At 69.5% G+C, this 22,857-nt stretch carries 22 protein-coding genes; 9 read left to right on the top strand and 13 right to left on the bottom strand.

The features are described from left to right. Positions 1 to 58: 58 nt before the first annotated feature. The 8 genes from ABT340_RS18920 to ABT340_RS18885 form a co-directional block, all read right to left on the bottom strand. Positions 59 to 1,540 carry a TldD/PmbA family protein gene (locus ABT340_RS18920; RefSeq protein WP_352012056.1) on the bottom strand — a complete coding sequence of 494 codons (1,482 nt, stop codon included), beginning with the start codon at positions 1,538 to 1,540 and terminating at the stop codon, positions 59 to 61. Continuing rightward, the gene (locus tag ABT340_RS18915; RefSeq protein WP_352012055.1) at positions 1,537 to 2,709 is read right to left on the bottom strand and encodes a Gfo/Idh/MocA family protein; all 1,173 of its coding nucleotides are present in this window, start codon (positions 2,707 to 2,709) and stop codon (positions 1,537 to 1,539) included. The genes ABT340_RS18920 and ABT340_RS18915 overlap by 4 nt, the downstream gene beginning before the upstream one ends. Before the next feature lie 35 nt (positions 2,710 to 2,744). Then, positions 2,745 to 3,677: an ABC transporter permease gene (locus ABT340_RS18910; RefSeq protein ID WP_352012054.1), complete on the bottom strand. Its 933-nt coding sequence runs from the start codon at positions 3,675 to 3,677 to the stop codon at positions 2,745 to 2,747. A 4-nt stretch (positions 3,678 to 3,681) separates the two neighbouring features. Continuing rightward, complete coding sequence (locus ABT340_RS18905; RefSeq protein WP_352012053.1) at positions 3,682 to 4,584, bottom strand: ABC transporter permease; 903 nt, start codon at positions 4,582 to 4,584, stop codon at positions 3,682 to 3,684. After that, a complete protein-coding gene (locus ABT340_RS18900; protein WP_352012052.1) occupies positions 4,581 to 5,552 on the bottom strand; it encodes an ABC transporter ATP-binding protein in 972 nt (323 codons plus the stop codon). Before ABT340_RS18900 ends, ABT340_RS18905 begins: the two co-directional genes overlap by 4 nt. 35 nt (positions 5,553 to 5,587) lie before the next feature. Next, on the bottom strand, positions 5,588 to 6,601 hold the full coding sequence (locus ABT340_RS18895) for an ABC transporter ATP-binding protein (RefSeq protein ID WP_352012051.1): 1,014 nt from the start codon (positions 6,599 to 6,601) through the stop codon (positions 5,588 to 5,590). A 6-nt stretch (positions 6,602 to 6,607) separates the two neighbouring features. Beyond that, positions 6,608 to 8,257, bottom strand: a complete 1,650-nt coding sequence (locus ABT340_RS18890) for an ABC transporter substrate-binding protein (protein WP_352012050.1) — start codon at positions 8,255 to 8,257, stop codon at positions 6,608 to 6,610. Between the two features lie 326 nt (positions 8,258 to 8,583). Next, positions 8,584 to 9,615: a D-2-hydroxyacid dehydrogenase gene (locus tag ABT340_RS18885; RefSeq protein WP_352012049.1), complete on the bottom strand. Its 1,032-nt coding sequence runs from the start codon at positions 9,613 to 9,615 to the stop codon at positions 8,584 to 8,586. A gap of 255 nt (positions 9,616 to 9,870) precedes the next feature. Here ABT340_RS18885 and ABT340_RS18880 point away from each other — a divergent pair, with 255 nt between their 5' ends. Both ABT340_RS18880 and ABT340_RS18875 read left to right on the top strand, forming a co-directional pair. Beyond that, complete coding sequence (locus tag ABT340_RS18880; RefSeq protein WP_352012048.1) at positions 9,871 to 10,371, top strand: hypothetical protein; 501 nt, start codon at positions 9,871 to 9,873, stop codon at positions 10,369 to 10,371. A gap of 52 nt (positions 10,372 to 10,423) precedes the next feature. Continuing rightward, positions 10,424 to 11,233 (top strand): GntR family transcriptional regulator, encoded by an 810-nt coding sequence (locus tag ABT340_RS18875; RefSeq protein WP_352012047.1) that lies wholly within the window; start codon positions 10,424 to 10,426, stop codon positions 11,231 to 11,233. Positions 11,234 to 11,383: 150 nt separating this feature from the next. Here the strand turns inward: ABT340_RS18875 and ABT340_RS18870 are convergent, their stop codons facing one another. From ABT340_RS18870 to ABT340_RS18855, 4 genes are all read right to left on the bottom strand, one after another. Continuing rightward, positions 11,384 to 11,938 carry a cysteine hydrolase family protein gene (locus ABT340_RS18870; protein WP_352012046.1) on the bottom strand — a complete coding sequence of 185 codons (555 nt, stop codon included), beginning with the start codon at positions 11,936 to 11,938 and terminating at the stop codon, positions 11,384 to 11,386. 152 nt (positions 11,939 to 12,090) lie between these two features. Next, positions 12,091 to 13,551, bottom strand: a complete 1,461-nt coding sequence (locus ABT340_RS18865; protein WP_352012045.1) for a serine hydrolase domain-containing protein — start codon at positions 13,549 to 13,551, stop codon at positions 12,091 to 12,093. Positions 13,552 to 13,629: 78 nt separating this feature from the next. Further along, complete coding sequence (locus ABT340_RS18860) at positions 13,630 to 14,292, bottom strand: response regulator (protein ID WP_352012044.1); 663 nt, start codon at positions 14,290 to 14,292, stop codon at positions 13,630 to 13,632. Further along, complete coding sequence (locus ABT340_RS18855) at positions 14,289 to 15,443, bottom strand: sensor histidine kinase (protein WP_352012043.1); 1,155 nt, start codon at positions 15,441 to 15,443, stop codon at positions 14,289 to 14,291. Before ABT340_RS18855 ends, ABT340_RS18860 begins: the two co-directional genes overlap by 4 nt. A 321-nt stretch (positions 15,444 to 15,764) precedes the next feature. Here ABT340_RS18855 and ABT340_RS18850 point away from each other — a divergent pair, with 321 nt between their 5' ends. Both ABT340_RS18850 and ABT340_RS18845 read left to right on the top strand, forming a co-directional pair. Further along, positions 15,765 to 16,325 carry a hypothetical protein gene (locus ABT340_RS18850; protein ID WP_352012042.1) on the top strand — a complete coding sequence of 187 codons (561 nt, stop codon included), beginning with the start codon at positions 15,765 to 15,767 and terminating at the stop codon, positions 16,323 to 16,325. A gap of 169 nt (positions 16,326 to 16,494) precedes the next feature. Then, positions 16,495 to 16,968, top strand: a complete 474-nt coding sequence (locus ABT340_RS18845) for a low molecular weight protein-tyrosine-phosphatase (RefSeq protein ID WP_352012041.1) — start codon at positions 16,495 to 16,497, stop codon at positions 16,966 to 16,968. Positions 16,969 to 17,200: 232 nt separating this feature from the next. Here ABT340_RS18845 and ABT340_RS18840 read toward each other — a convergent pair whose 3' ends face one another. After that, positions 17,201 to 18,145 (bottom strand): AraC-like ligand-binding domain-containing protein, encoded by a 945-nt coding sequence (locus tag ABT340_RS18840; RefSeq protein ID WP_352012040.1) that lies wholly within the window; start codon positions 18,143 to 18,145, stop codon positions 17,201 to 17,203. A gap of 478 nt (positions 18,146 to 18,623) precedes the next feature. Here ABT340_RS18840 and ABT340_RS18835 point away from each other — a divergent pair, with 478 nt between their 5' ends. The 5 genes from ABT340_RS18835 (at position 18,624) to ABT340_RS18815 (ending at position 22,697) form a co-directional block, all read left to right on the top strand. Beyond that, positions 18,624 to 18,815 carry a hypothetical protein gene (locus ABT340_RS18835; RefSeq protein WP_352012039.1) on the top strand — a complete coding sequence of 64 codons (192 nt, stop codon included), beginning with the start codon at positions 18,624 to 18,626 and terminating at the stop codon, positions 18,813 to 18,815. A gap of 494 nt (positions 18,816 to 19,309) precedes the next feature. Next, complete coding sequence (locus ABT340_RS18830; RefSeq protein ID WP_352012038.1) at positions 19,310 to 19,855, top strand: thioredoxin domain-containing protein; 546 nt, start codon at positions 19,310 to 19,312, stop codon at positions 19,853 to 19,855. 21 nt (positions 19,856 to 19,876) lie between these two features. Next, positions 19,877 to 20,335, top strand: coding sequence for a S26 family signal peptidase (locus ABT340_RS18825; RefSeq protein WP_352012037.1), 459 nt, complete (start codon positions 19,877 to 19,879; stop codon positions 20,333 to 20,335). Then, positions 20,332 to 22,179, top strand: coding sequence for an ABC transporter ATP-binding protein (locus tag ABT340_RS18820; RefSeq protein WP_352012036.1), 1,848 nt, complete (start codon positions 20,332 to 20,334; stop codon positions 22,177 to 22,179). The genes ABT340_RS18825 and ABT340_RS18820 overlap by 4 nt, the downstream gene beginning before the upstream one ends. Then, positions 22,176 to 22,697: a MauE/DoxX family redox-associated membrane protein gene (locus ABT340_RS18815; RefSeq protein WP_352012035.1), complete on the top strand. Its 522-nt coding sequence runs from the start codon at positions 22,176 to 22,178 to the stop codon at positions 22,695 to 22,697. Before ABT340_RS18820 ends, ABT340_RS18815 begins: the two co-directional genes overlap by 4 nt. Positions 22,698 to 22,857 lie beyond the last annotated feature (160 nt).

Here is a 22,857-nt window from a genome sequence, read left to right as displayed (position 1 = left end):
TCTCCCCCGTCCAGGTTTCCGTCCCGGCCTCTGTCCGGGATTCCGTTCGGGCCCGCCATCACGCGACCCCGATCCGCACGCCGCGTACGAGCGCCGGGGAGGCGCCGTGCCCGAGGAAGCCCCACTGTTTCGGCTCGCCCTTGCCGCAGGGCATGCCGAACGCCCTGAACTCCTCCGGGCCCGCGACGGCCTCGACCGAGCCCCAGAAGCGCGGCGTCACACCGCCGTAGGAGAGGTTCTTGAGCAGCCGCCCGCGCCTGCCACGCCGTACCTCGTAGGCGACCTCGGTGCCGAACTGGAAGTTCCAGCGGCGCTCGTCGATGGACCAGCTGCGGTTGTCGTCGACGTAGTAGCCGTCGCCGAGGCGGTCGAGCAGTTCGTCGAGACTCCCCGAGCCGGGTTCGAGGAAGACGTTGGTGGCGAAGCAGACCGGCGGGTAGGCCCAGCCGTCGGCCCTCGCGGCGCCGATCGGGGTGAGGCCGAGCCTGGCGGCGCTGTCCCTGCTGGACAGGAAGTCGACCACGACGCCCTCGCGGATCAGCTCCCGGCGCGCGGCCGGGGTGCCCTCGTCGTCCCAGCCGAAGGAGCCCCGGGTGCCGGGCACGGACGGGTCGGCGGTGACGTTGACCGCGGGTGAGCCGTAGCGCAGCGCGCCGAGCGCGTCCGGGGTGATGAAGGACGTCCCGGCGAAGTTGGACTCGTCGCCGAGGATGCGGTCCAGTTCGAGGGCGTGGCCGCATGACTCGTGGATCTGCAGCGCCATCTGGGCGGGGCCGATCACCAGGTCCGCGGTGCCCGAGGGGGCGACCGGCGCGGTGAGCAGGGCGACGGCCTCCTCACCGACCCGCGCGGCCTGTTCGGCCAGCCGCAGCGACTCCACGTACTCCCATCCGGCCGCGGCGGTGTTGCCGTGGAAGGAGTTGGGGTAGGAGCGGCGCTGCACGTCGTGCTCGTCGGCGGCGAAGACCAGCACCATGGCGCCCGACTCGACCAGGTGCTGGTGCTGGCGGGAGCCCTCGCTGTCGGCGAAGTGCCGGTGCTGCCGTTTGGCGTTCAGCCCGACCTCGGCGGAGACGACCTTCTCCGGTGCCCCGGCGGCGGCGAGGGCCTGGTCGAGCAGGCCGTACCTGCCGGGGAAGGAGAAGGGGTCGGTCGTGACCTCGGTGGTGTGGCGCCCGCTTGAGGGCGGGCGCGGCGGGAGGGCGACGCGTTCGGCGCCCGCGAAGGCGGCGGCGCGTGCGGCGGCGACGGCCCGTCCCGCGACGGCGCGGACGTCGGCCTCGTCACCGAGCGGCGCCGCGGCGAACCCCCAGACCCCCTCGCGCAGGACCCGCACCCCGACACCCATGTTCAGCTCGGAGCGCTCGTCGCGCGCCCCGCCGTGCCTGCCGTACAGGCGGGTCTCCTCGCACTCGACGAGCCGGACGTCGGCGTACTCGACGCCGGGACCCGAGGCCGCGCCGAGCGCCGTCTCACACAGGGCCCGTGCCGCCGCGTCGTCGTGGGCGTTCCCCCAGGTGTGCGCCTCCTGGCCCGTCACCTGGCCTCCTCAAGCGATTCGAGCGGGCCCTCAAGAGGGCTCTCCAGGGGGCCCTCAAGGGGAAAGGTGACCCAGCTGCGCTCGCGGAAGGACCGTTCGAAGGTGTTGATCGTCTCCTGGACCAGCGCGCCCTGCCCGAAGTCGCCCTGGTTGAGCGGGCCGCCGGAGAGGATCTCGTCGGCGAAGTCCCGGCACAGGTTGGAGTAGAACAGCAGCGGCCAGGGCTCGGTCGAGCGGCCGCCCTCGGGGAAGAAACGCTGCGGGATCTCCCGTTCGACGAACTCGACGGAGCCCTTGCTGGCCGTCCTGATCGTCTGGCAGACGCCCGCCTCCTCGACCAGCCTGACGACGATCGCGCCCTCGGAGCCGTAGACGCGGGCCTCGATGCCGGGGAAGTTGCCGACCGTGACGAACGACGACTGGATGGAGGCCAGCGCGCCGCTCTCGAACTCGGCGATCCACATGTCGCCGTCGTCGATGTTCATCCTGGTCATCAGGCCGGTGTCGCGTACGACGCGTTCGGGGACGAAGTTCCGCATCGTGCCGACCGCTGAGGTCATCGGGGAGTCGACCCACCAGTGCATGATGTCGATGATCGGCGCGCCGTACCCCTCGATGGACGACACCTGGATGACGTCCGGGTCGGCGTCGGCGTCCACCTGGCGCAGCGGGGTCGAGGGGTCGAGCCACTGGCTGTTCTGCTCGTAGCCGTTGAAGATGTACGGCTCGCCGACGAAGCCCGCGTCGATGAGCTCCTTGGCGTACAGCACGGCGGGGGCGTATCTGAAGGTGAAGCCCAGCTTGGTCTTCAGCCCCTTCGACCTGGCCAGTTCCGCGGCCCTGCGCGTCTGCCGGTAGTCGTGGTGCACCGGCTTCTCGCACAGGACGTGCTTGCCCGCCTCAAGGGCGGCCCAGGAGATCTCGAAGTGCGCCCGGTTCCCGGTGGCCACGTCGACGACGTCGATGCCGGGGTCGTCGAGCAGCTCGCGGTAGTCGGTGACGACGCGCCCGACGCCGAAGCGCCTGCCGGCCTCCCCGGCCACGTCCGCGTCGGAGTCGGCGAGGGCGACCACCTCGACGCGGGGGTCACGCTGCCAGCCGGGGATGTGGGCGACCTGTGCCCACCGGCCCGCGCCGACGACGGCGACCCGCACCTTGTCCTGTCCCATTGTGAGAGATCCCTTCGGGGGTTGTGCCGACCCGGTCAGCGGCGGTTGCGCACGCGAGGGTCGACGACCGCGTACGTGAGGTCCACGAGGAAGTTCATGACGACGACGAAGAAGGCGGCCAGCAGCACCGCGCCCGTGACGATCGGGACGTCGAGCTGGTCGATGGCGTCGTAGGTCAGCTTGCCGACGCCCGGCAGCCCGAAGACCGACTCGATGATCAGGACTCCGCCGAGGAAGTAGCCGAAGTCCATCCCGATCATGGTGATCAGCGGGGTGAGCGCGTTGCGCAGCGCGTGCCTGGTCAGGACGGTCCGCTCACGCAGCCCCTTCGACCGCGCCATCTGGATGTACGGCGAGCGCAGCACCTCCAGCATCTGGGCGCGGGTCATTCTGGCGTACCACGCCGCGCCCGCCAGGCCGAGGGTGAAGGTCGGCAGCGCCAGGTACCACCAGAGCGGGTCGCCGAGCCCGTTGAGCGGGAAGATCGAGAACCGGTAGGCCAGGTAGTACAGCAGCAGCAGCCCGACCCAGAACGGCGGGGCGGACAGGCCGATGAGCGCGCCGAGCGTGGCGAGCCTGTCGGCGGCGCTCTTGGGCCGGTAGGCGGCCACGATCCCGGCGGGGACGCCCAGGAGGAGCTGCCAGACGATCCCGCCGACCGCGATGAGCGCCGAGGTCGGCAGGGCCTGGGCGAGCTGTCCGGCGACCGGCGCGCCGTGCAGCGCGTAGGAGGTGCCGAGGTCGCCGTGCAGGAGCCTGCCGAGGAAGGCGGTGTACTGCGACCACAGGGGGGCGTCGAGCCCGAGCTGGTGCCGGATCGAGGCCACGGTCGCCGCGTCGGCGTTGGGGCCCGCGATCAGCCTGGCCGGGTCGCCGGGTACGGCGTAGGCCATGAGGAAGGCGAGTGTGACCACGCCGAGCAGGACCAGGACCATCTGCCCGATCCGGCGCAGAACCCATCCCGTCACGCCGTCACCTCCGTTCCGGTGCGGTCGGGTCGAGCAGGTCGCGCAGCCAGTCGCCCGCCAGGTTGAAGGCCAGGACGGTGGCGATCAGGCAGAGACCGGGGGCGAACAGCAGCCACGGCGCGACCTCGTAGTATCTGCGGCCGTCGTCGACCATCTGGCCCCAGGAGGCCTCGGGCACCGGCACGCCGACGCCGATGAACGACAGCGAGCTCTCGATGAGGATCGAACTGGCCACGCCCAGCGTCGCGTAGACGATGATCGCCGGGACGAGGTGCGGGAGGATGTGCCTGACCATGATCCGCGTGTCGCTCACGCCGAGCGTGCGGGTCGCGGTGACGAACTCCCGCTCGCGCAGCGAGAGCACCATCCCCCGGATGACACGTGCCAGGTAGGTCCAGTAGACCAGCGCGATGACCAGCACCACGTTGCGCTGGCTGGGCCCGGTGACGGAGATCAGCGCGACGCAGAAGAGCAGGATCGGGAACGACATGACCATGTCGGTGATCCGGCTGATCACGGTGTCCACCAGGCCGCCGAAGTAACCGGCGGTCACCCCGGCCACGACCCCGACGACGGTGGCCAGGCCGTTGGCGACGACGCCGATGGTCAGCGAGACGCGGGCGCCGTACAGGAGCCTGGACAGCACGTCGCGGCCGTTGGGGTCGGTGCCGAGCGGGAACTCCCCGCCGGGCGGCACGGGCGCGCCCCTGGCGGTCAGCCCCTCGGCGTAGGTGCGCATCGGGTCGTGCGGGGCCAGCAGCGGCGCCAGGATCGCGGCGAGCACCAGCAGCACGAGCACGGCGACCGAGACGAGGGCGGGGATGTCCCGCAGGAGGCTGCGTCCCGCCCTGCGCAGGCCGTCGCGCACGCGGGGCTCGGTGGGCTCGGTGGGCTGTGCGGCGGTCACGGTGTCACCTCGGAATCGCGCTCCGGTTCGGGCGCGAGGTGGCAGGCGGTGAGCTGGCCGCCCCGTTTGACCGCGAGTTCGGGCCTGACGGTGCGGCAGATCTCCTCGGCGAGCGGGCAGCGCGGATGGAAGGCGCAGCCCGCGGGCGGGTCGGCGGGGCTCGGCGGCTCCCCGGCGAGCCTGACCCTCGGCCCGGTACGGCGCGCGCCGGGCACCGGGACCGCCGCGAGCAGCGCCTGGGTGTAGGGGTGCCGCGGGGCGCCGAAGACCTGGTCCCTGGTGCCGATCTCCACCAGCCTGCCGAGGTACATGATCGCGATCCGGTCGGCGGCGAACCGCATCGTGGACAGGTCGTGGGAGATGAACAGGTAGGCCAGCCCGCTGTCCTCCTGCAGGTCCTTGAGCAGGTTGAGGATCTGGGCCCGTACCGAGACGTCGAGGGCGGAGACCGCCTCGTCGCAGGCGATCACGGCCGGGTCGACGCCGAGCGCGCGGGCGATGGAGACCCGCTGGCGCTGGCCGCCGGACAGCTCGTGCGGGTAGCGGGTGGCCAGGGCGGCTGGCAGCCCGACCCGCTCCAGCAGCTCCCGCACCCGCGCGGGCCGTTGCCCGGCGGGCAGGCCCCTGACGATCAGCGCCTCCTCGACGGTCGCGCCGATCCTCATGCGCGGGTCGAGGGAGTCGTAGGGATCCTGGTAGACCATCTGCATCTGGCGGCGGAAGGTCTTCAGGGCCGCGCCCCGCAGCCCCGCGATGTCGCGCCCGCCGATGCGGACGCGCCCACCGGCGGGATCGGTGATGCGCAGCAGGGCGCGGGCGACCGTGCTCTTGCCCGAGCCCGACTCACCGGCCAGGCCGAGGGTCTCCCCCGGCGCGACCGTGAACGAGACGCCGTCGACGGCCCGCACGGTCACGCCGCGGCGGCGGGAGAAGTGCACGCGCAGGTCCTCGACCTCGACGACGTTCACCTCGCGTTCTCCTCTCTGGTGTGCGGTCCCGGTGCTCACGGGCGCTCCCCGGCCGCGGTGGCGACGTGGCAGGCGACGCCGTCCTTCATCAGCGGTTCGATCTCGTGGCAGACGTCCTCGGCGAGCGGGCAGCGTGAGGCGAACGAGCAGCCGGGCGGGCGGGCGCCCGCCTGGGGCGGGCTGCCCGGGATGGACGGCAGCCTGCGCGGCAGCGGCCCCGTCATGGCGGGGATCGAGCCGAGCAGGGCGCGGGTGTAGGGGTGGCGGGGGGCGCCGACGATCTCCTCGGTCGTGCCGCTCTCGACGACGCGCCCGCCGTACATGACCAGGACGCGGTCGCAGAACGTCGAGACGACGCCCAGGTCGTGGCTGATCAGGATGACGGCCGTGCCGAGTTCGGCGGTCATCCTGTCCATCAGGTCGAGCACCTGGGCCTGCACGGTGACGTCGAGCGCCGTGGTCGGCTCGTCGGCGATGAGCAGCCTGGGCGAGCAGGACACGGCGATGGCGACGGCGACCCGCTGCCGCATGCCGCCGGAGAACGTCATCGGGTAGTCGCGCAGCCGGGCCGCCGCGTCCGGGATGCCCACCTCGGCCAGCAGCTCCGCGGCCCGTACGGCGGCGGCCCCGCGGTCCATGCCCAGGTGCTCACGGAGCGTCTCGGTGACCTGGCGTCCGATCCGCACCAGCGGGTTGAGGCTGGAGAGCGGGTCCTGGAACACCATGGCCGCCTGTGCGCCCCGCCAGCGGCGCAGTTCGTCCCTGGGGAAGGCGAGCACGTCGCGTCCCTCGAAGCGCACGGCGCCCGACTCGACGGTCGCGGCGGGCCCGAGCAGCCGCATCACGGCCTGGGCCGTGACGGACTTGCCCGAACCGGATTCGCCGACGATGCCGAGGCGTTCGCCCGCGGCGACGGAGAAGGAGACCCCGCGAACGGCCGTGTGGTCGCCGTTGGGCGTCGCGAAGCGGACGACGAGGTCGTCCACGTCGAGCAGCGCGTCCATGGTCAGCCTTTCACCGGGGGCAGCGGGAGCATCGGGGATCGTCACAGGGGGTCAGCCGAGCGGCTTGCCGTCGGTCTTCCAGTAGTTGGTCATGTCCCAGGCCCAGACGGGCTGCGGGAAGTAACCGCCCACGTTCTTGCCGAAGACCTCGGTCTTGGAGCCGTAGTAGAGGGGCACCAGCGAGTTGCCCGCCAGCAGCCTGGTGCTGGCCTGCGTGTAGAGCCGCTGGGCCTCCTGCTCCGAGTCGGTGGCCAGGGCCTTCGCGACCAGGTCGTCGGTCTCCTTGTCACAGGAGAAGGCGTAGTTCTGGCCGCCCTGGACGGCCGCGGCGCAGGCGGTGAGGGCCTGGAAGAAGTTGCTGCCCTCGGGGTAGTCGGCCACCCAGAAGCTGAGCGCCATCGGCGCCTTGCCCGGGGTGCCCGCCAGTTCGAAGAACGTGCTCTGCTGGAGCGGGCGGGGCTCGGCCTTCACGCCGATCTTGGCGAGGTCCTGCTGGAGCTGGGGCAGCAGGTTGGTCCACGGCGGGGTGTTCCAGGAGTAGAGCGTGGTGGAGAAGCCGTCGGGGTAGCCCGCCTCGGCGAGCAGCTGCTTGGCCTTGGCGATGTCCTGGTCGTGGACCAGCTTCTCGTCGGTGTGGCCGAGCACGCCGGGCGGCAGGAACTCGTTGGCCACCTGGCCCTGGCCGTTGACCAGCTTGAGCAGGAAGGCGCGGTCGACGGCGTAGGAGACGGCCTCACGGACCTTCGGGTCGTCGAACGGCTTCATCTTGACGTTCAGCGTCAGGAAGTAGGTGCTGGGCTTGGCGATGGTGACGGTGCGGTCCTTCAGCGCCGCGTTGGCCGTCACCGACAGGTACTGGGCGGGCGGGATCGGGTCGCCCATCAGGTCGATCTGGCCCTTCTCCAGCTGCAGCAGCGCCACGTCGGGGTTGACCCCGAGCAGCTCGACGACCTTGTCCACGTAGGGGCGGGGCTTGTCCCAGTACTTGGCGTTCTTCTCCAGCACGATCTGGCGGCCGGGGGAGAACTCCTTGAAGACGAACGGGCCGGAGCCGAGCGGTTTGGTGGCCGCCTCCGCGCCGGAGCCCTCGGGGATGACCGAGGCGTGCGGCATGGCCAGGATGTACTTGAAGGCGGAGTTCGGCTGGGTCAGCTCGATCCGCAGCTCGCTGTCGGAGACGGCCTGGATGCCCTTGGGGGTGCCCTCGGGCTTGTTTCCGTACTCCTCGGCGCCCGCGACGCCGGTCCAGAAGCCGCGCACCGGTGACTTGGTGGCGGGGTCGAGGATGCGGGCGAAGGAGTAGGCGAAGTCCTTGGCCGTGACGGGCGAGCCGTCGGAGAAGGTCATCCCCGGCCTGATCCTGATCGTGTAGGTCTTACCGTCGGGCGAGACCGCGGGCGGCGCCTCGGCGCCCTGCGGGACGAGTTCGCTGGTCGAGCCCTTGTAGTCGTAGAGGCGGTCGTACAGCATCCGCATGTTGTTCCAGCACGTCGCGTCGTAGCAGACGGCCGGGTCGAATGTCTTGGGGTCGGACTTGTAGGCGACGGTCATGGTCCCGCCGGCCCTGGGCGTGCCGTCGGCCGGGCCCGTGCCGGGGGTGTCCGCGTTTCGCTGGACCCCGCCGCAGGCCGCGGCGGCTCCGAGCGCGACCACGGTCGTCGCCGTGGCGAACATGATGCGGGAGCGGCGTGTTTTCGCCATCGGTTCCCTCCTCTGGAAGAGCAATGCGGAGTCCTCGATCCCCCGAGGACCTGGTGGAGGGACTGGCCCGCCGTCCTGCTCGCTGCCTCCGCTGTCGATCGTCGACAATCGACAATATGGAACGAGATTCGGGCTACCGTCAATAGCTGATTCAGCCCGTTATAAATCCGCGTTCAACATACCTTGCAGGGCTGTGAGCTGCCGAAACGCGGGCACGCCCGATCGCCCGCCCCACCGCGGCCCCCTTGGGGACACGCCGTACGGCGAGCCGCCCCACGGCGGCCCGCCGGAACTCCGGGACGGGCGTCAGGACATCCCTCGTGCGGTCAGTAACCCTTCTCCCGGTCGAAGACGTTGCGCAGCGGACGCCCGTCGAGCCAGCGCCTCAGGTTGTCGGTGAACAACTCGGTGATCGCCCGGTTCTCCGTGTCGACGGTCGAGGCGGAGTGCGGGGAGACGACGACGTTGTCCATGTCCCACAGCGGCGACCCGGGTGGCAGCGGCTCGGTCGAGAAGACGTCCAGGAAGGCGCCGCCGAGCCGGCGGGCGGCGAGCGCCTCCGTCAGCGCCCGCTCGTCGACCACCTGGCCGCGCGAGATGTTGACCAGCACGGCCCCCGGAGCCAGCGCGGCCAGTTGCCGTTCCCCGACGAGGCCCTCCGTCTCGTCGGTGAGCGGGCAGGCGAGCACCAGCGCCCCCGCCCCGGCGAGGGCGTCGTCGATCTCGGTGAACGGCCACAGCTCGGACAGCCCGGGGATGTCGTAGGTCCGCCCCGGTCTGCCGACGCCGACGACCTCGACCCCGAGGGCCGAGAACACCTTGACGACCTGGCGCCCGATGCCGCCGAGACCGACCACGGCCAGCCGCAGGCCCGTCAGCCCCCGGGTGGTGTAGCGCTCCCAGTTCCTCCGCGCCTGCCGTCGTGCCAGGTCGGGCACACCCTTGACGAAGTGCAGCACCCCGGTGAGCGCGAACTCCGCCAGGGGAACGGCGTGGACGCCCGCGGCGGTGGTGAGCACGAGGTCGCTGTCCGCCAGCCCGGTCCTGCGGGCGAACTGCCCGATGCCCGCGCTGGTGGCCTGCACCCAGCGCAGTTCGGGGCAGTTGACCGGCATGGCCGCCGGGTCGAGCCAGTCGAAGTCGAAGCTGACGTGCGCTCCGGCCCGCAGGTCCCGCCAGCGGCCGAGGTCGGCCTCAGACAGCTCGGGCCTGATCCCGGTGTGGTCGGCGGAATAACGCGGACGGGGCAGCAGATCCGGCTCGTAGAGGACCTCGACACGTGGATCGACGGCCCTGACGGCCTCCACATGCTCGGGTTCCAACGGTGACGCCACCAGCACGCGGAGCTTGTCTGCCACCACGCCTCCTCGATTGTCGATCGTCGACAATCGAGGCTAGGACGGCCTCTTTCCCTCCCGCAAGGCTCCGCGATCGTGAGTACCCCACAGTTCCCACACCTGCCGGTGAAGGAATCCTTAACGACGAGGCCCCTCGGCGGGGTTCGCGGTAAGGCCCTCCCTACCCCCGGCTCGGGTGCGCGCGGGCATGAACGGCCACGTCCTCGCGGTGGAGACTCTTCACGTATCGATCACCCCCGACTTCGAGGAGGCCTCATGTCCACCCAGCTCCTGGCCGGCTCTCCCTCCGTGCCCGCCTCCGTCAGGTCCGCCGCGTCGCTCTGGTTCATCGCCGTGGGCACGGGCGCGTTCGAGTCCGCCCTGGCCGTGGCCGATCTGCTCGCCAGGGGAACGGCCTCCGCGACCGGCTTGGCGGGCGGTCTCGGTCTCCGGCTCGCGGTCTTCGCCGGAGCGATCCTCCTGGCGGTGCGCCTGCGTCAGGGCCGGGGCTGGGCACGTGTCGCCCTGGCGCTGACCCTGGGGATCTTCGGCACGTTGTCGCTGGTCGTCGAGCCGGTCCGGTGGCTGATGGCCGGGAACTCGATCCTCGGGTTCTTCGCCGACGCCGACCTCATGACCCTCGCCTTCGTCCTCAGCCGGGTGGTGCACCTGACGGCGGTGCTGGCCGCAATGGCCCTCATGTTCAGTCCCGCGGCCAACGTCTACTTCCGCGACGTCCGTTCCGGTCTCTCCCCGACCCCCGGCGAGACGGCCTGAGGCCTCGTCCGCGCTCTGATGTATCAACGTTTCACGTTGATATCCTTGGCCGGTGTCCGACATCCATGACGTGGTCGCCGGAACGCCGCACGTCCCCGCGCTGTTGCTGGTCGGCGGGGACGAGAGCGGCCTCGACCGCACGAGCCAGGCCTACCGGGCGATCAGGCGCCAGATCATCGACCTGACACTGCCGCCCGGCAGCGGCTTCACCGAGACGTCACTCGCCCAGCAGTGGGGCATCAGCAAGACGCCCGTGCGCGAGGCGCTCGCCCGGCTGAGGCGCGACGGGCTCGTGACCGCGCTTCCGCGCGCGGGCTACGTCGTCAGCCCGATCACGCTCCAGGACACCGACGATCTCTGCGCCCTGCGGTCACTGCTGTCCGGTGAGGCCGCGGGCGCCGCGGCGCGCCTGGGAGTCACGGCACCGGCACTCGAACGGCTCGAAGCGCTGTCCAGGGTGCCCTTCGCGCTCGCGGCGGGCGAGACGGGGCAGGAGGAGTCTCTCCGGGCCGGGATCGAGTTCGAGGGCGTCATCGCCAACTTCAGCGGGAACAGCCGTCTGGGCAAGGCGATCGTCGACGTGCTCGACGAGCTGGAGCGTGTCCTGCGGATGGCCGCGTTGATCGACCCCGGCATCGCGAGCCCGCCCGGAGAGCTTGGGACCGTCTTCGAACGGCTGCGCGCGCGGGACGCGGACGGCGCCCAGGACGCGATGCGCGCGCGGTGCGAACGCGTGCGCCGCGACGTGCTTCGGGTCCTCGCGAAGAGCGCCTCCGTGAGCAGGGCGCACATCGAGCTGCCCGCACCGTCGTCTCCCCGGCCCGGTGCCACGACCGGGAAGCCTCCCGGCGCCTCCGGATGACGGATCGGCTTGTCCTGCTCGCTCCGGCCCAAAGGCCGGGGCGCCACGGACGGGCCCGGCCGTCTCCGATCCGGCCGAGCGCTCCCGGTTCCCGGTCCCGGCGTGGGACCCGCTCCGCCGGGACCACGAGGCCACGACGCGACCCGGCCGTCACACCCGCCCTTCGTGCCACCCGGCGCAGGACACGACCTCGAACCCCCGGCTGGGGAAGACGGCGTCCATGAAGAAGTCGTGCATCGCCTGGTCGCCGTCGGCGCAGCCGTCGCGCAGCACGGTCACCCGGTAACCGCGGTCCGCGGCGTCGTAGCACGTCGCGGCCACCATCGCGCTGGTCGCGACCCCGGCGACGGCGAGCGCGTCGACGCCGCGGGCGCGCAGCACGAGGTCGAGGTCCGTACCGGCGAACGCGCTGGCACGGCGCTTCAGCACGACGACGTCCTCGCCGGCGACCGGCAGATCGATCTCGGTCCCGGCCGAGCTCTCGTGGAAGGCGTCCCCGGCGTCGTAGAACGTCCGGTACAGCGCGTTGCCCGGCGGCAGGTCGGCCCCGTTGTCGCGGAAGGCGAAGTGCACGAACACGACGAGCGCACCGGCCGCGCGTGCGCGCGGGAGCAGCTCGGTGAGCGGCGGCAGAACCTGCCCGGCGAACGGATAACCGCCCGTGATGCCCCGTTGGACGTCGCCGATGATCAGTGCGGTGGTCATGAAAAGCTCCCGTCCGGCCGCTCCGTCCTGCGCCCCCGCCGGTCGAGGACCGCGACCGGGGCACCGGGGTCTCCTTCGCGTGACGCGCGGCTGAGATCACAGTAGGTGCGAGTTAAGATATCAGCAACCTTCCACAGCCGATCCGGCGAGCCTCACGATGGGGCGCCGCCGGGAACCGGGGCGGAGACCGCCTGGCCCGCGCGGCGCAAGCACCAGAGGCGACGGCCGAGCGCGACCGCCCCGAGCACGGAGCAGGTGAGGCAGAAGATCGCCAGCAGCGGCATCAGCCAGGCGGTGACGATCCAGTAATGGAAGCTGAACTCCCCCCAGATCGGTGTCGGCAGCACCACGCCCAGCACCGTCACCAGGGCAAGGGGAACCAGCCGCGGAACCAGCCTCGGCCGGCGCGCCGCACGACGCCGCGCGGCCCAGCGGCGCGCTCGGACGGCCACGGTGACCAGCAGCGCGGCCATCCCCGCCGTGAGCCCGAGCAGGATCGCGTTCACCATGGTGAGCGGGTTGCTCATCGGCGTTTCCGGGGACCCGATCCGTTCGGCGACGAGGTTGCCCGAGAGCAGGCTGGGATCTCCGCCGCCGTTGGTGAGGACGAGGGCGGCCACCCCTCTCCTGGGAGAGAAGACCATGTCCCCGGTCCACGTCGCCAGCGTCCCGCCGTGGCCGATCAACAACGGCGACGCGTCCGCCGTGACGGGGCGAACCTGCCAGCCGAGGGCGTAGCCACCGGCGTTCGGCTGGGCGGTGTGCAACTCGGCCAGGGAAGCGGCGCTCAGCAGGCCCGTACCGAGGGTGCCCTGGTTGAACCGCAGCCACCGCACCATGTCGTCCAGGGTCGAGATCACTCCGCCGTTGCCGACGCAGAACCCCGGCATCTCCGGTGCCGCGACCGCGACCCCGAGAACGACCTCGTACCCGGACGTCAGGCCCTCGGCCTGATCCGAACATCCCAGCGTCGAGCCGGTGTCGGTCATGCCCAGCGGTGTGAACAGCTCGGTGCGCAGGAAGGCGTCGAAGGGCTTCCCCGACACCACCTCGACGATCCGTGCCGCGATCGAGTAGTTGGTGTTGTGGTACTCCGCGTGGGTGCCCGGAGCGGTGGCCAGGGTCTTGTCGGCCAGCCCGGCCACGACTTCCCGTGCGCCGCGCGGGGGCGGGAACACGTACTCGTTGTTCGTGCTGATCGACAATCCCGAGGTGTGACTGAGGATCTGGCGCACGGTGATCCCGGTGAAGCGTGGATCGGCCATCTTGAAGTCGGGCAGGACCTTGACGACCGGGTCGTCCAGGGAGACGCGTCCACGGTCGACCAGCAGCATGATCGCCGTGGCCGTCATCGACTTGCTCATCGACGCGACCCGGAACCGGGTTCGCGCCGTCACCGCGTTGCCGTCCCCGTCCCGGCCGCGAACGGTCGTCTCGACCGAGGACCCGTCGATCACGGCCGCCGCGACCCCCGGCGTGCCGAAGACGGAGCGATACTCGTCGACCAGTCGTCCGCCGGCGGCGGTGACAGTGGCGGTGGCGGTGGCCGGTGCCGTCCAGCCGAGCAGTACGGCGACGAGCGCGAGGAGGGAAATCACACGTAGGAAACGCACGACGTCGAACCTAGGCCGGGCGCCACCGGCCGACATCACCCCGAGGGGTGAGAGGGCGCCGCCCGGCGGGGTGGAATCTCAGACAGGCAGATCGTTGCGGCCCACCAGCCCGTTCTCGTAGGCGTGGATCACCACGTGCACACGGTCGCGCAGGTTCAGTTTCTGCAGGACGGCCCGGACATGCGACTTCACCGTGTTCTCGCTCAGCACCAGTTCCGCGCGGATCTCGCTGTTGGACCTGCCGCGGGCGAGCAGGTCGAAGATCTCGACCTCGCGTGGGGTGAGGCCGTTCAGGGCCGCCGTCCTGCGCACCGGCACCTGCCGTACGAAATCGAGGACCGTCGCCGCCACCCCGGGGGCCAGTGCCGACGTTCCGGAGGCGACGTCGCACACGGCCTGGGCCAGGGCGGCGGGCCGGACGTCCTTGGTCAGGTAACCGCTCGCGCCGGCCCGGATGGCGGCCACGACCAGTTCGTCGTCGTCGAACGTCGTCAGCATGAGCACCCGGGTCGCCGGGGAGATCCTGACGATCTCCGCCGTGGCGGCGACCCCGTCCACGCGCGGCATGCGGATGTCCATCAGCACCACGTCGAGCCGGTGCCGCCGGACGACCTCGATCGCGTCGCCGCCGTTCGCGACGTCGTGGGTGACCTCGATGCGTTCGTCGGCCGACAGCACCGTACGGAGCGAGGCCCGCAGCAGTTCCTGATCGTCGACGAGCATGACGTGGATCGCGGTCATGCCCCCTCCTTCGTGGGCAGCCGCGCCCGCAGCACCCATCCGTCGTCCCCGTCGTCGATCGACAGGGTGCCACCCGCGGTACTCACGCGTTCCCCGATCCCCATCAGGCCGGTCCCCTGGCCGCTACCGCCGCGAGGCGCCCTGCCGCCGTCGTCGCGCACCTCGACCACCACCTCGGCCGGGGTCCAGCGCAGGTGAACGGTCACCTCGACCGGTGGTTCGAGGTGACGCAGCGCGTTGGTGACGCCCTCCTGCACGGTCCGGACCACCGCGACCTCCGCGCTCAGGCTCAGCGGCCGTCGCTCCCCCACCTCGGCGAACGTCACCGTGTGGAGCGGGCTGGCCGCCGAGGCCACGAGGTCGGGGAGGACGTCGAGCGAGATCGGGACCTTTCCCGGCCGGGAGTCGGCGCGCGGTGCCACGGTGGCCAGCATCGCGCGCAGGCCTTGGTGGGCGTCCCGGCCGGTCTCGGCGATGTCACCGAGTTCGCGTCGGGTCGCCGGGTCCGCCGTCGTCACCGCCGCGGCCTCGATCCGCGCGACCATGACGGTGACCGTGTGGGCGATCACGTCATGCAGGTCGCGGCGGATACCGGCCCGTTCCTCCGCGACCGCCGCGGCCAGTCGTTCGCTCTCCGCCCTTCGGCGGGCCTCGTGCCTGCGGCGCACCAGCAGGGCCGCGAGCCACACGCCGCCGACCACGGACATCAGCAGCCCACCCTCGACCAGGTGGGTCCACGCGGAGACGCCGGAGGGCAGCCGGGCCCATGTCACCAGCTCGTTGAGGACGATCCCGAGCAGGGCGACGGCCAGCGCGGCCACCGAGGACCTGACCGGGACCAGGCCGGTCAGCCGCCACAACGCGAGGGGGAAGCACACAGCCGAGGGCAGCATGACCGGTGACCAGCCCAGCAGGGGCGTCAGCACCAGGACGAGCATCGCCAGCGCGCCGATCGCGTATCCCTCCCACGGCCGTCGGCGGGCCGTCACCGCTCCCACATGGAGCAGGACGGCGGCACCCGCCACGGCGAGGGCCTGCCACAGGCCCGCGCCGAGGTACCACAGGGCGCCCGCCAGGATGACCGTCGTCAGGAGGAACAGGACCACGTGCGCCACCACCGGCCATGCGCTCCGGCGCTGGGAGGCTGTCACGGTCGTCGCCTTCCGGTGGGCTCGTGGTGGGGAGCCGTGCCCGGCTCGACGTGCCACAGGATAGCCAGCGGCGGGCGGGCCCGATTCCGGTGCCCCGTCACGAACCCGTCGCCGAGGCCCGCCCATGAGCCCCTCGTCGGACGCCAGGTGGCGCTCATCCACGCCTGATCGGCTCCGCCCGCGCCCCGCGGCAAGGACCGCCTTACCCGATGTCACGGAAAGTATTCTTGTATTCACTTTCCGTGATGGCCATGGTGAGAGGGAACATCCGGGCGCGTCAAAGACCACGACGCGCCCGATCAGCCCCCTGGAGGAGTTCCCATGTCCCAGCCCCGTCGCATCCGCGGCGCCGCCCTGCTGGCCGCCCTGGTCGCCGCCACCGGTCTCACCTCTCTCACCTCTCTCACCTCACCCGCCCACGCCGCCGGGAGCGTCACCTGCGACACCGCGGGCACGATGTACTTCAAGCCCGGGGTGCAGATCGTCCCCCTCAGGCAGGACATCGAGATCCGCGGAGCCAACGGCTCCTGCCGCGACTCCACCGGCCTCGGCATCGACGAGGCCAGGCTCACCGCGAACTTCAGCGGTGTCTGGCTCACCTGCGAACTCGGCGGCGGCGGCACCGGCCACGGCACCGGCACCCTGGACTGGATTCAGGACGACGGCACGCGGACCCGCAGCAACCTCGACCTGAACTTCGAAAGCAACATCGCCAGCGAGGTGACCCTGTCCGGCCAGGTCGTCGGCGGCCCCCTCGACGGGGAGAGGTTCTCCGCCCACCTCAGCGCCGACCTGCTCCGGGGCACCCTCAAGTGCACCGTCGGCGGCCCCTTCGGCGGCGCCAAGAGCGTCGGCTACCACGGCGAGTTCACCGTCGGCTGACCCCGTCCCACCTCTTGCGAGGTGATCCCCGAACCGCGAGGCGGTGCCGGGCCACCCGGCCCGGCACCGCCTCGGCGTCTCACACGGCCCACCCGGCACCCGATGTGGCCCCGCCGTTCCCGCGGGGGCTCCCGCTCCGGGGGAACCGGCGGGGCGGCATGCTGGGGACATGAGTTATCGCGTGTGTCTGGTGTGCCTGGGAAACATCTGCCGCTCCCCCATGGCCGAGGTCGTCCTGAGGGACACCCTGGCCGACCACGGGCTCGGCGATCTGGTGACGGTCGACAGCGCGGGCACGGGAGGCTGGCACCAGGGCGACCCGATGGACCAGCGGGCCTCGGAGGTGCTGGCCGAGCACGGCTACGACGGTTCCGCGCACCGGGCGAGGCAGTTCCTGGCGGGCTGGTTCGGCGAGGTGGACCTGGTGCTGGCGATGGACCGGGACAACCTGCGGGTGCTGCGCCGCCTGGCCCCGGCGGGGGCCGACGTACGACTGCTGCGTTCCTTCGATCCGGCGGCGCCGCGGGACGCCGAGGTGCCCGACCCCTACTACGGGGGCCGCACGGGCTTCACCGAGGTGCTGGAGATGGTGCGGGCCGCCTCGGAGGGCCTGGCCAAGCACCTGGCGGCCACGCTGCGCTGACCCACGAACCTCCGCGCTTCTTCTCGATCCCCGCTGGCCGCTCCTGTAGCCCGGGTTCCGGAATCCGGGCCGTCCTCGTGGAATCGGCCCGACGGGATCAGTCCGTGAGCACGTCGCGGCGTCCTCCGCGCGGGCACGCCACTGTGCGCCGCGCACTGTCCGGGTGCTCCCTGGACGACACCCTGCGAAGACTTCGGATCCCGGATGTGCCCGCCGTTCCGTTGCCGTCCGTTCAGGCCTCGGCGGAGTTGGAGTCGGTGAGCCAGTCGACCGGCTCCGCGGGGAGAGAGATGTGCCGATAGTGCCGAGGTGGCGCACCGTAGGTAGCGCGGAAGGCCCGGCTGAAGTGGGCGGGATCGGTGAAGCCCCAGCGGCGGGCGATGGTGTGCACGGGATGCGTGCGGAACCGGGGGTCCGACAGATCACTGCGACAGCGTTCCAGGCGGAGCCTCCGGATCCAGGCCGCCGGCGCCATGCCCTCTGCGTCGAAGATGTCATACAGATAGCGCAGTGAGATCTGGTGCGCGACGGCGACGCCCATGGGACACAAATCCGGGTCGCCGAGGTTCTGCCGGATGAACTCACGTATCCGCAGACCAAGTATCTTTTTGCGCGTCTCCGGCGTTTCGTCCACGAGGCTGTCCAGACGGGAGGACAGAACGGCGGCGAGCAGGTCAACGGTGACCGAGGCCAGGGGCGACGCGTCTGCCGCGCCGAACTGCTCGGCGCGCTGGTCCAGGCCGACAAGCCACTGGGCGAACAGCGCACCCATGCCCCGGCTCGCCGAGAAGGGTACCGCTATCAGACGTCCGGCCGCGTCCTGCGGCAGGGGCAGCAGCGTGCGCGGGATCTGCACCACCAGCGCGGACGTGGTCTCCGGTGTGCAGCTCCGCCACGCCGCGTACGGGTGGGAGGTGTCCACCAGAACGAACTGCCCCTGGCCGAGCCGCGCCCTCCGCCCCACGTGATCGACGACGGCCTCGCCGTTGAGGACGAGGTGGACCTGGTAGGGCTTCGGACCGCCCTGCCGTACCATCCTCTCCGACCTGCGTACCCACACGGACGGATGAGTGAGCGCGCATACTTGTATGCCCTCCAGTTCCAGGACGCGCGCCCGGCCGCGAAAACATTCTTCTTCGTCGCTGAACATCTGGGAGGGGCACAAGGTGGCCGCCATCTGTTCCGTCCACCAGGCGAATCTTTCCCCCGCAGGAAGACCGTCGGTACTGAATTCCGTCATCAACATCTATCACCGCAGATTCCAATTTCCAATGCCGGCGGTTCAGGCACATCCACCCCGTTCCCGTCCGCCCGCAATCGTCGAACACGGTGATGGTAACCGAGGAAACAGCAGAGAGAAAGACGCTCTGCACTGGATGTTCAATGCACGGACGACCGCCGGAACCGACCGGTGCAAGGAATGAACAACCGATCGGCAACCTGGTGTGGGCGGCAGGAGCCGCCGGCGCTCGTCTTCCTGCGCAAACCCAAAGCCAATCCCGTCACCATTGGTTCCACCATCCCCACACTGAGTGAGTGCCAGAATTGACAAGTCGGCCCGCACGCACAGTCAACGACACTCACGTTCGCATGTGATGTCATGTTTCGAAATCGAGTCAGAGACTGATTCGAAAACAGCAGAAAGAGGTGAGCGCATGAAGATCATCAACAAGTTCGGCGACGCGCTATTGGAGCGCCTTGCGCCGCGCACAGAAGCGGCCGCCGCGTGCATAACCTGCTCCCAGACCCAGAACCTGTACCGGCGGGCCTGGTACTACTGCACGGGCCCCGACACCAGTACATGCGGATACGTCCCGGCCCCCGGCAGTTCCTGCGGCGACTGCTGAGAGCGTAGTCAAGACGTCCTCACCCTGAGTGCCGGGAAGGCGGTTGCAGGCCGCAGAACAGGCCCGATCACCGATCCGGACCTGCCGCCCGCCTTTCGCCCCGTGTGGGAGAAGGCGCCCGTCACGCGGGTTCTCCGATCGAAGGAGGGCTCCATGGTGAGAACACCCCCCTTGATCGCTGGGCACACACGCCCTGTGCGCGACGCGTGGTAAGCCGATGACGGCCGGCATTTCGAGAATCTCGTCATTCCTGACGGTCGTCATCGGCCACATCACCCGGTTCCGTCCAGGGCGGCAGGCTCGACGCTCCGCGCCGAGAGGGCTCGGTGATCGCCGGACCTGCTCACTCCAACCACTCTCGATCCTCCGGTGATCGATGGTGTACCGGCCCGTCCTCTCTGCGCGGAACCGGCCGGAGCGCGGGGTGGCTCGGCCATCGCGCTTCGACTGTCCGGCGCAGCGGTTACCGAAAGGCCCGTCCAATGCTCCTCGAAGTGAGTGTTGTCCTCATCGGAGGACTTTCCCTTCTTAATCTTCTTCTCACTCTCGCAGTCATCAGAAGAATCCGAAGGCCTTCCGCCTCCATGGGTTCGGAGATGTCGCCGATCTCATCTCTTGTCCTTGACAAGGGCATGTCGCCGGCACCGTTCAAGGCGACTCTGGAGAGTGGCAACGTATTCTCTTCCGACTCATGGGCGACATGGACCGTCGTGGCGTTCTTCTCTGACACCTGCTCTGCCTGCCGGGAAAAAATACCCTCCTTCACCGGCCAGGTGCAGGAGATAAGAGAACACGCCGCACGGAACGAGCGAGAGGCCCCGGCCGTCATCAACGTCGTGGTAGGCGATTATGCCTCCTGCGCGGACATGGTCGTGGCACTGGAGAAAACGGGAGAAGTGGTTGTCGAGCCGACGGACGGATCGCTCGTCAAGGCTTTTCAGGTCAAGGCTTTCCCGGTGATGTGCCTGCTCGACGAAGCCGGCTTCGTCACCGCCGTAGGAATGGACCTTGAATCCCTGTTGAGCCCGATTCAGGTATAGGGCACGTAGATGATCACTTTAGTGCTCGCGTTCACGAGCGTATGCGTCTTGGGGCTCTGCGTGGCCACATGGACGGTCCGGCGAAAACTGCGCGTTGTCACCGTCCGAGGTTGCAGCATGGAGCCAAGTCTATTGAACGGTGAGAAGATTCTCGTCAAGCGTTGCACGGCCTCCGGTATACGGAGAGGCGATGTGGTCTTCCTGGAGATGGGTGAGCCACTGGGCTGGACCCCGGGACGGCCGATACTGCCGTCGTCCGGATTCCGCTCGCACATCGTCAAACGGGTCGCCGCGTTGCCCGGCGAACGGGTCGGCGCCGACCTCGGCGTCACACGGTCCATTCCCCGGGACTCCGTCGTGCCGGCCGGAAAGCTCGTGCTCCTCGGCGACAATCCGAACACAAGTGAGGACTCACGCAAATACGGCTACATCTCGGCCGCCTGGGTCACCGGAAAGATGATCAGAAAGCTGGGCTCGTGACGGCCGGCATGAGGTGGTCGTCCGCGCGGCGCTCGCTGAGGACGCTGGGTCTGGCGATCGCCCTCGCCTGGCGCACGGCCGCCGGCCGGCTGACCGTGCTCGCGCTCGTCTCTCTTCTGTCCTCGATCGTCCCCGTCGCGACCGCGTGGCTCACCAAACTGGTGATCGATCAGATCGCGGCGGGAGAGTTCGACATCGTGTGGCTGACCACCGCCCTGGCCTCCCTGGGAATGGTCCCGATCGTCCTGCGAGGGTGGGGCAGATATCTCCAGAACGACCTGGACAGACAGACCAGACTTCTGGCCAAAGAACGCGTCTACGACGCGGTGAACCGGCTTCCGGGTATCTCCCGTTTCGAGGATCCCGTCTTTCTCGACAAACTCAGGATGGCCGGTCATTCAGGCGGAAGTGCTCCCGGACACATCGTACGGAGCGGTCTGGACATCTTCGGTGGCACCCTTCTCGTCGGTGGATTCCTCGGGTCGCTGATCGCACTGAGCCCGGTCATGGCACTCGTGATAGCCCTGGGAGCCGTCACGACGCTGGCCGGCGAAATAGCGCTGTCGAGACGACGTGCGTCGACGACCCTGAAGATCAGCCCGATGCAGCGGCGTGAGCTGTTCTACAGCACCCTGCTCGCGGGTGTCGAGGCGGCGAAAGAGATCAGGCTGTTCGGCATCGGAGGTTTCCTAAAGGACAGAATGCTCGCGGAGGTGCGCCGGGCCGACGCCGAACAGCGCGCGACCGATCGGCGGGAGCTGTTCCTCCAGTCCAGCCTGGGCACGGTCTCGGCCGTTGCCGTGGGAGCCGGTTTGATCTGGTCGATCATCGGGGCCGGAAACGGCCATATGAGCGCCGGCGACATAGCGATGTTCATCGCCTCGGTCGCGGGTGTTCAGGGCTCCCTGGGGGGACTGACGACCCAGGTCGCCTTCATCCATCAGCAGACCCTGTACTTCCAGCAGCTCAGCGACATCGAGGAGAACGATCCCGACCTCCCGGTGCCGGTCCGCACCGGGACGCTGGCCCCCCTCCGCCACGGCATAGTCTTCCACGACGTCTGGTTCCGTTACAGCCTTGACCATCCGTGGACCCTTCGTGGCGTCACCTTCGAGATCCCCGCAGGCAAGACCGTGGGGCTGGTCGGAAGGAACGGGTCAGGAAAGAGCACCTTGGTCAAACTCCTCTGCCGTTTCTACGAAGTAGAGCGTGGCGGTATTTACTGGGATGGGATCGATATCCGGGACATCGACCCGGTCCAGCTCCGGCAGCGTATGGGAGCGGTCTTCCAAGACTTCATGAGCTACGACCTCCCCGCGTTCGAAAACATCGGGATAGGGCATATGCCCTACATGGGCGATCGCCCCCGGCTTGAGGCGGCTGCTCAGCGGGCCAAGATCCACGAAGATCTACTGGCTCTCCCACGCGGTTATGAGACACCGCTCACGCGCCTTTTCATTGACGGGGAAAATCTTGAGAAGAACGGCGCCGACCAGGAGAGGGGTGTGTTTCTGTCGGGCGGGCAGTGGCAGCGCATCGCGCTTGCGCGAGGAGCGCTTCAGGTGGAGAAGGATCTCCTGATCCTTGACGAGCCGAGCTCCGGCCTGGACGCGCAGGCCGAATACGAGATCCACAAACAGCTCAGCGAATACCGTCGGGGACGTGCCGGCCTGCTTATCTCCCACCGGTTGAGCGCACTCCGCGATGCCGACTCCCTGGTCGTGCTTGAGGAGGGAAGAATAGTCGAAGAGGGGCCGCATCCCGACCTGATGCTGGCAGGAGGGATCTATGCCGGGCTCTTCAGGACTCAGGCCGCCGGATATCTTGACGGTGGTGCGCGATGATGTACGTGTCGCTGACGTGTGCGGTGTCACTGGCCGCGGTGTTCGGTCACGCCGGGCTGGGAAAAGCCCGTGACCGGAAAGGTTTTGAGAAATCGATCAGAGACCTGGACTGGTTCCCGCCCGGAGTAGTGCCGACGGTGGCGCGGTCGGTGGCGGCCATGGAGTTGCTGGTGGTCCTTGCGTTCGCCGCCTCACCGGTGGCGGGGCCGAAGGCAGCCGTTGTCGGCTTTTCCGGCGCCCTGACCCTGCTGATCGGTTTCACCGGCGTCATCGTCCTGGCACTCAAACGCGGTGTGCGGGCGAGATGCAACTGCTTCGGAACAGCAGGGGCGGAGTATTCCTTACGTCATGTGGTCCGTAATTCACTTCTGGCCGGTATGGCCGTCACAGGAGTGTTAACGGCCGGTACGGACCACCGGGCGCATATCAGCGGCATGACCCTCGCCATTCTCACAGGGTTGATCATCGCGGGACTGACCGTCGCGATGGACGACCTGCTGGGCCTGTTCCGTATGTAGATCACGCCCGGGCGGGAAACACCGATCTCTGATCTGTGAGGACACCTCGTTCCGCGGGCCGGATCACGCCTCAAACCACTGTCGAGACCTTTAGGGCACAGGCCGAATCTGCCAACCGGCGGGAAGGCCGAAGCGCTCGACGGCGTCGCGGAACCACGTA

Source organism: Streptosporangium sp. NPDC000239 (genome assembly GCF_040300765.1).
GTDB lineage: Bacteria > Actinomycetota > Actinomycetes > Streptosporangiales > Streptosporangiaceae > Streptosporangium.
This window is presented reverse-complemented; position numbering and strand designations above follow the sequence as displayed.

Bases quoted from the DNA above. Each gene is read 5' to 3' on its own strand.
- ABT340_RS18915 (WP_352012055.1), bottom strand. From the start codon at position 2,709: ATGGGACAGGACAAGGTGCGGGTCGCCGTCGTCGGCGCGGGCCGGTGG.
- ABT340_RS18890 (WP_352012050.1), bottom strand. From the start codon at position 8,257: ATGGCGAAAACACGCCGCTCCCGCATCATGTTCGCCACGGCGACGACC.
- ABT340_RS18880 (WP_352012048.1), top strand. From the start codon at position 9,871: ATGTCCACCCAGCTCCTGGCCGGCTCTCCCTCCGTGCCCGCCTCCGTC.
- ABT340_RS18870 (WP_352012046.1), bottom strand. From the start codon at position 11,938: ATGACCACCGCACTGATCATCGGCGACGTCCAACGGGGCATCACGGGC.
- ABT340_RS18860 (WP_352012044.1), bottom strand. From the start codon at position 14,292: ATGACCGCGATCCACGTCATGCTCGTCGACGATCAGGAACTGCTGCGG.
- ABT340_RS18850 (WP_352012042.1), top strand. From the start codon at position 15,765: ATGTCCCAGCCCCGTCGCATCCGCGGCGCCGCCCTGCTGGCCGCCCTG.
- ABT340_RS18845 (WP_352012041.1), top strand. From the start codon at position 16,495: ATGAGTTATCGCGTGTGTCTGGTGTGCCTGGGAAACATCTGCCGCTCC.
- ABT340_RS18840 (WP_352012040.1), bottom strand. From the start codon at position 18,145: ATGGCGGCCACCTTGTGCCCCTCCCAGATGTTCAGCGACGAAGAAGAA.
- ABT340_RS18835 (WP_352012039.1), top strand. From the start codon at position 18,624: ATGAAGATCATCAACAAGTTCGGCGACGCGCTATTGGAGCGCCTTGCG.
- ABT340_RS18815 (WP_352012035.1), top strand. From the start codon at position 22,176: ATGATGTACGTGTCGCTGACGTGTGCGGTGTCACTGGCCGCGGTGTTC.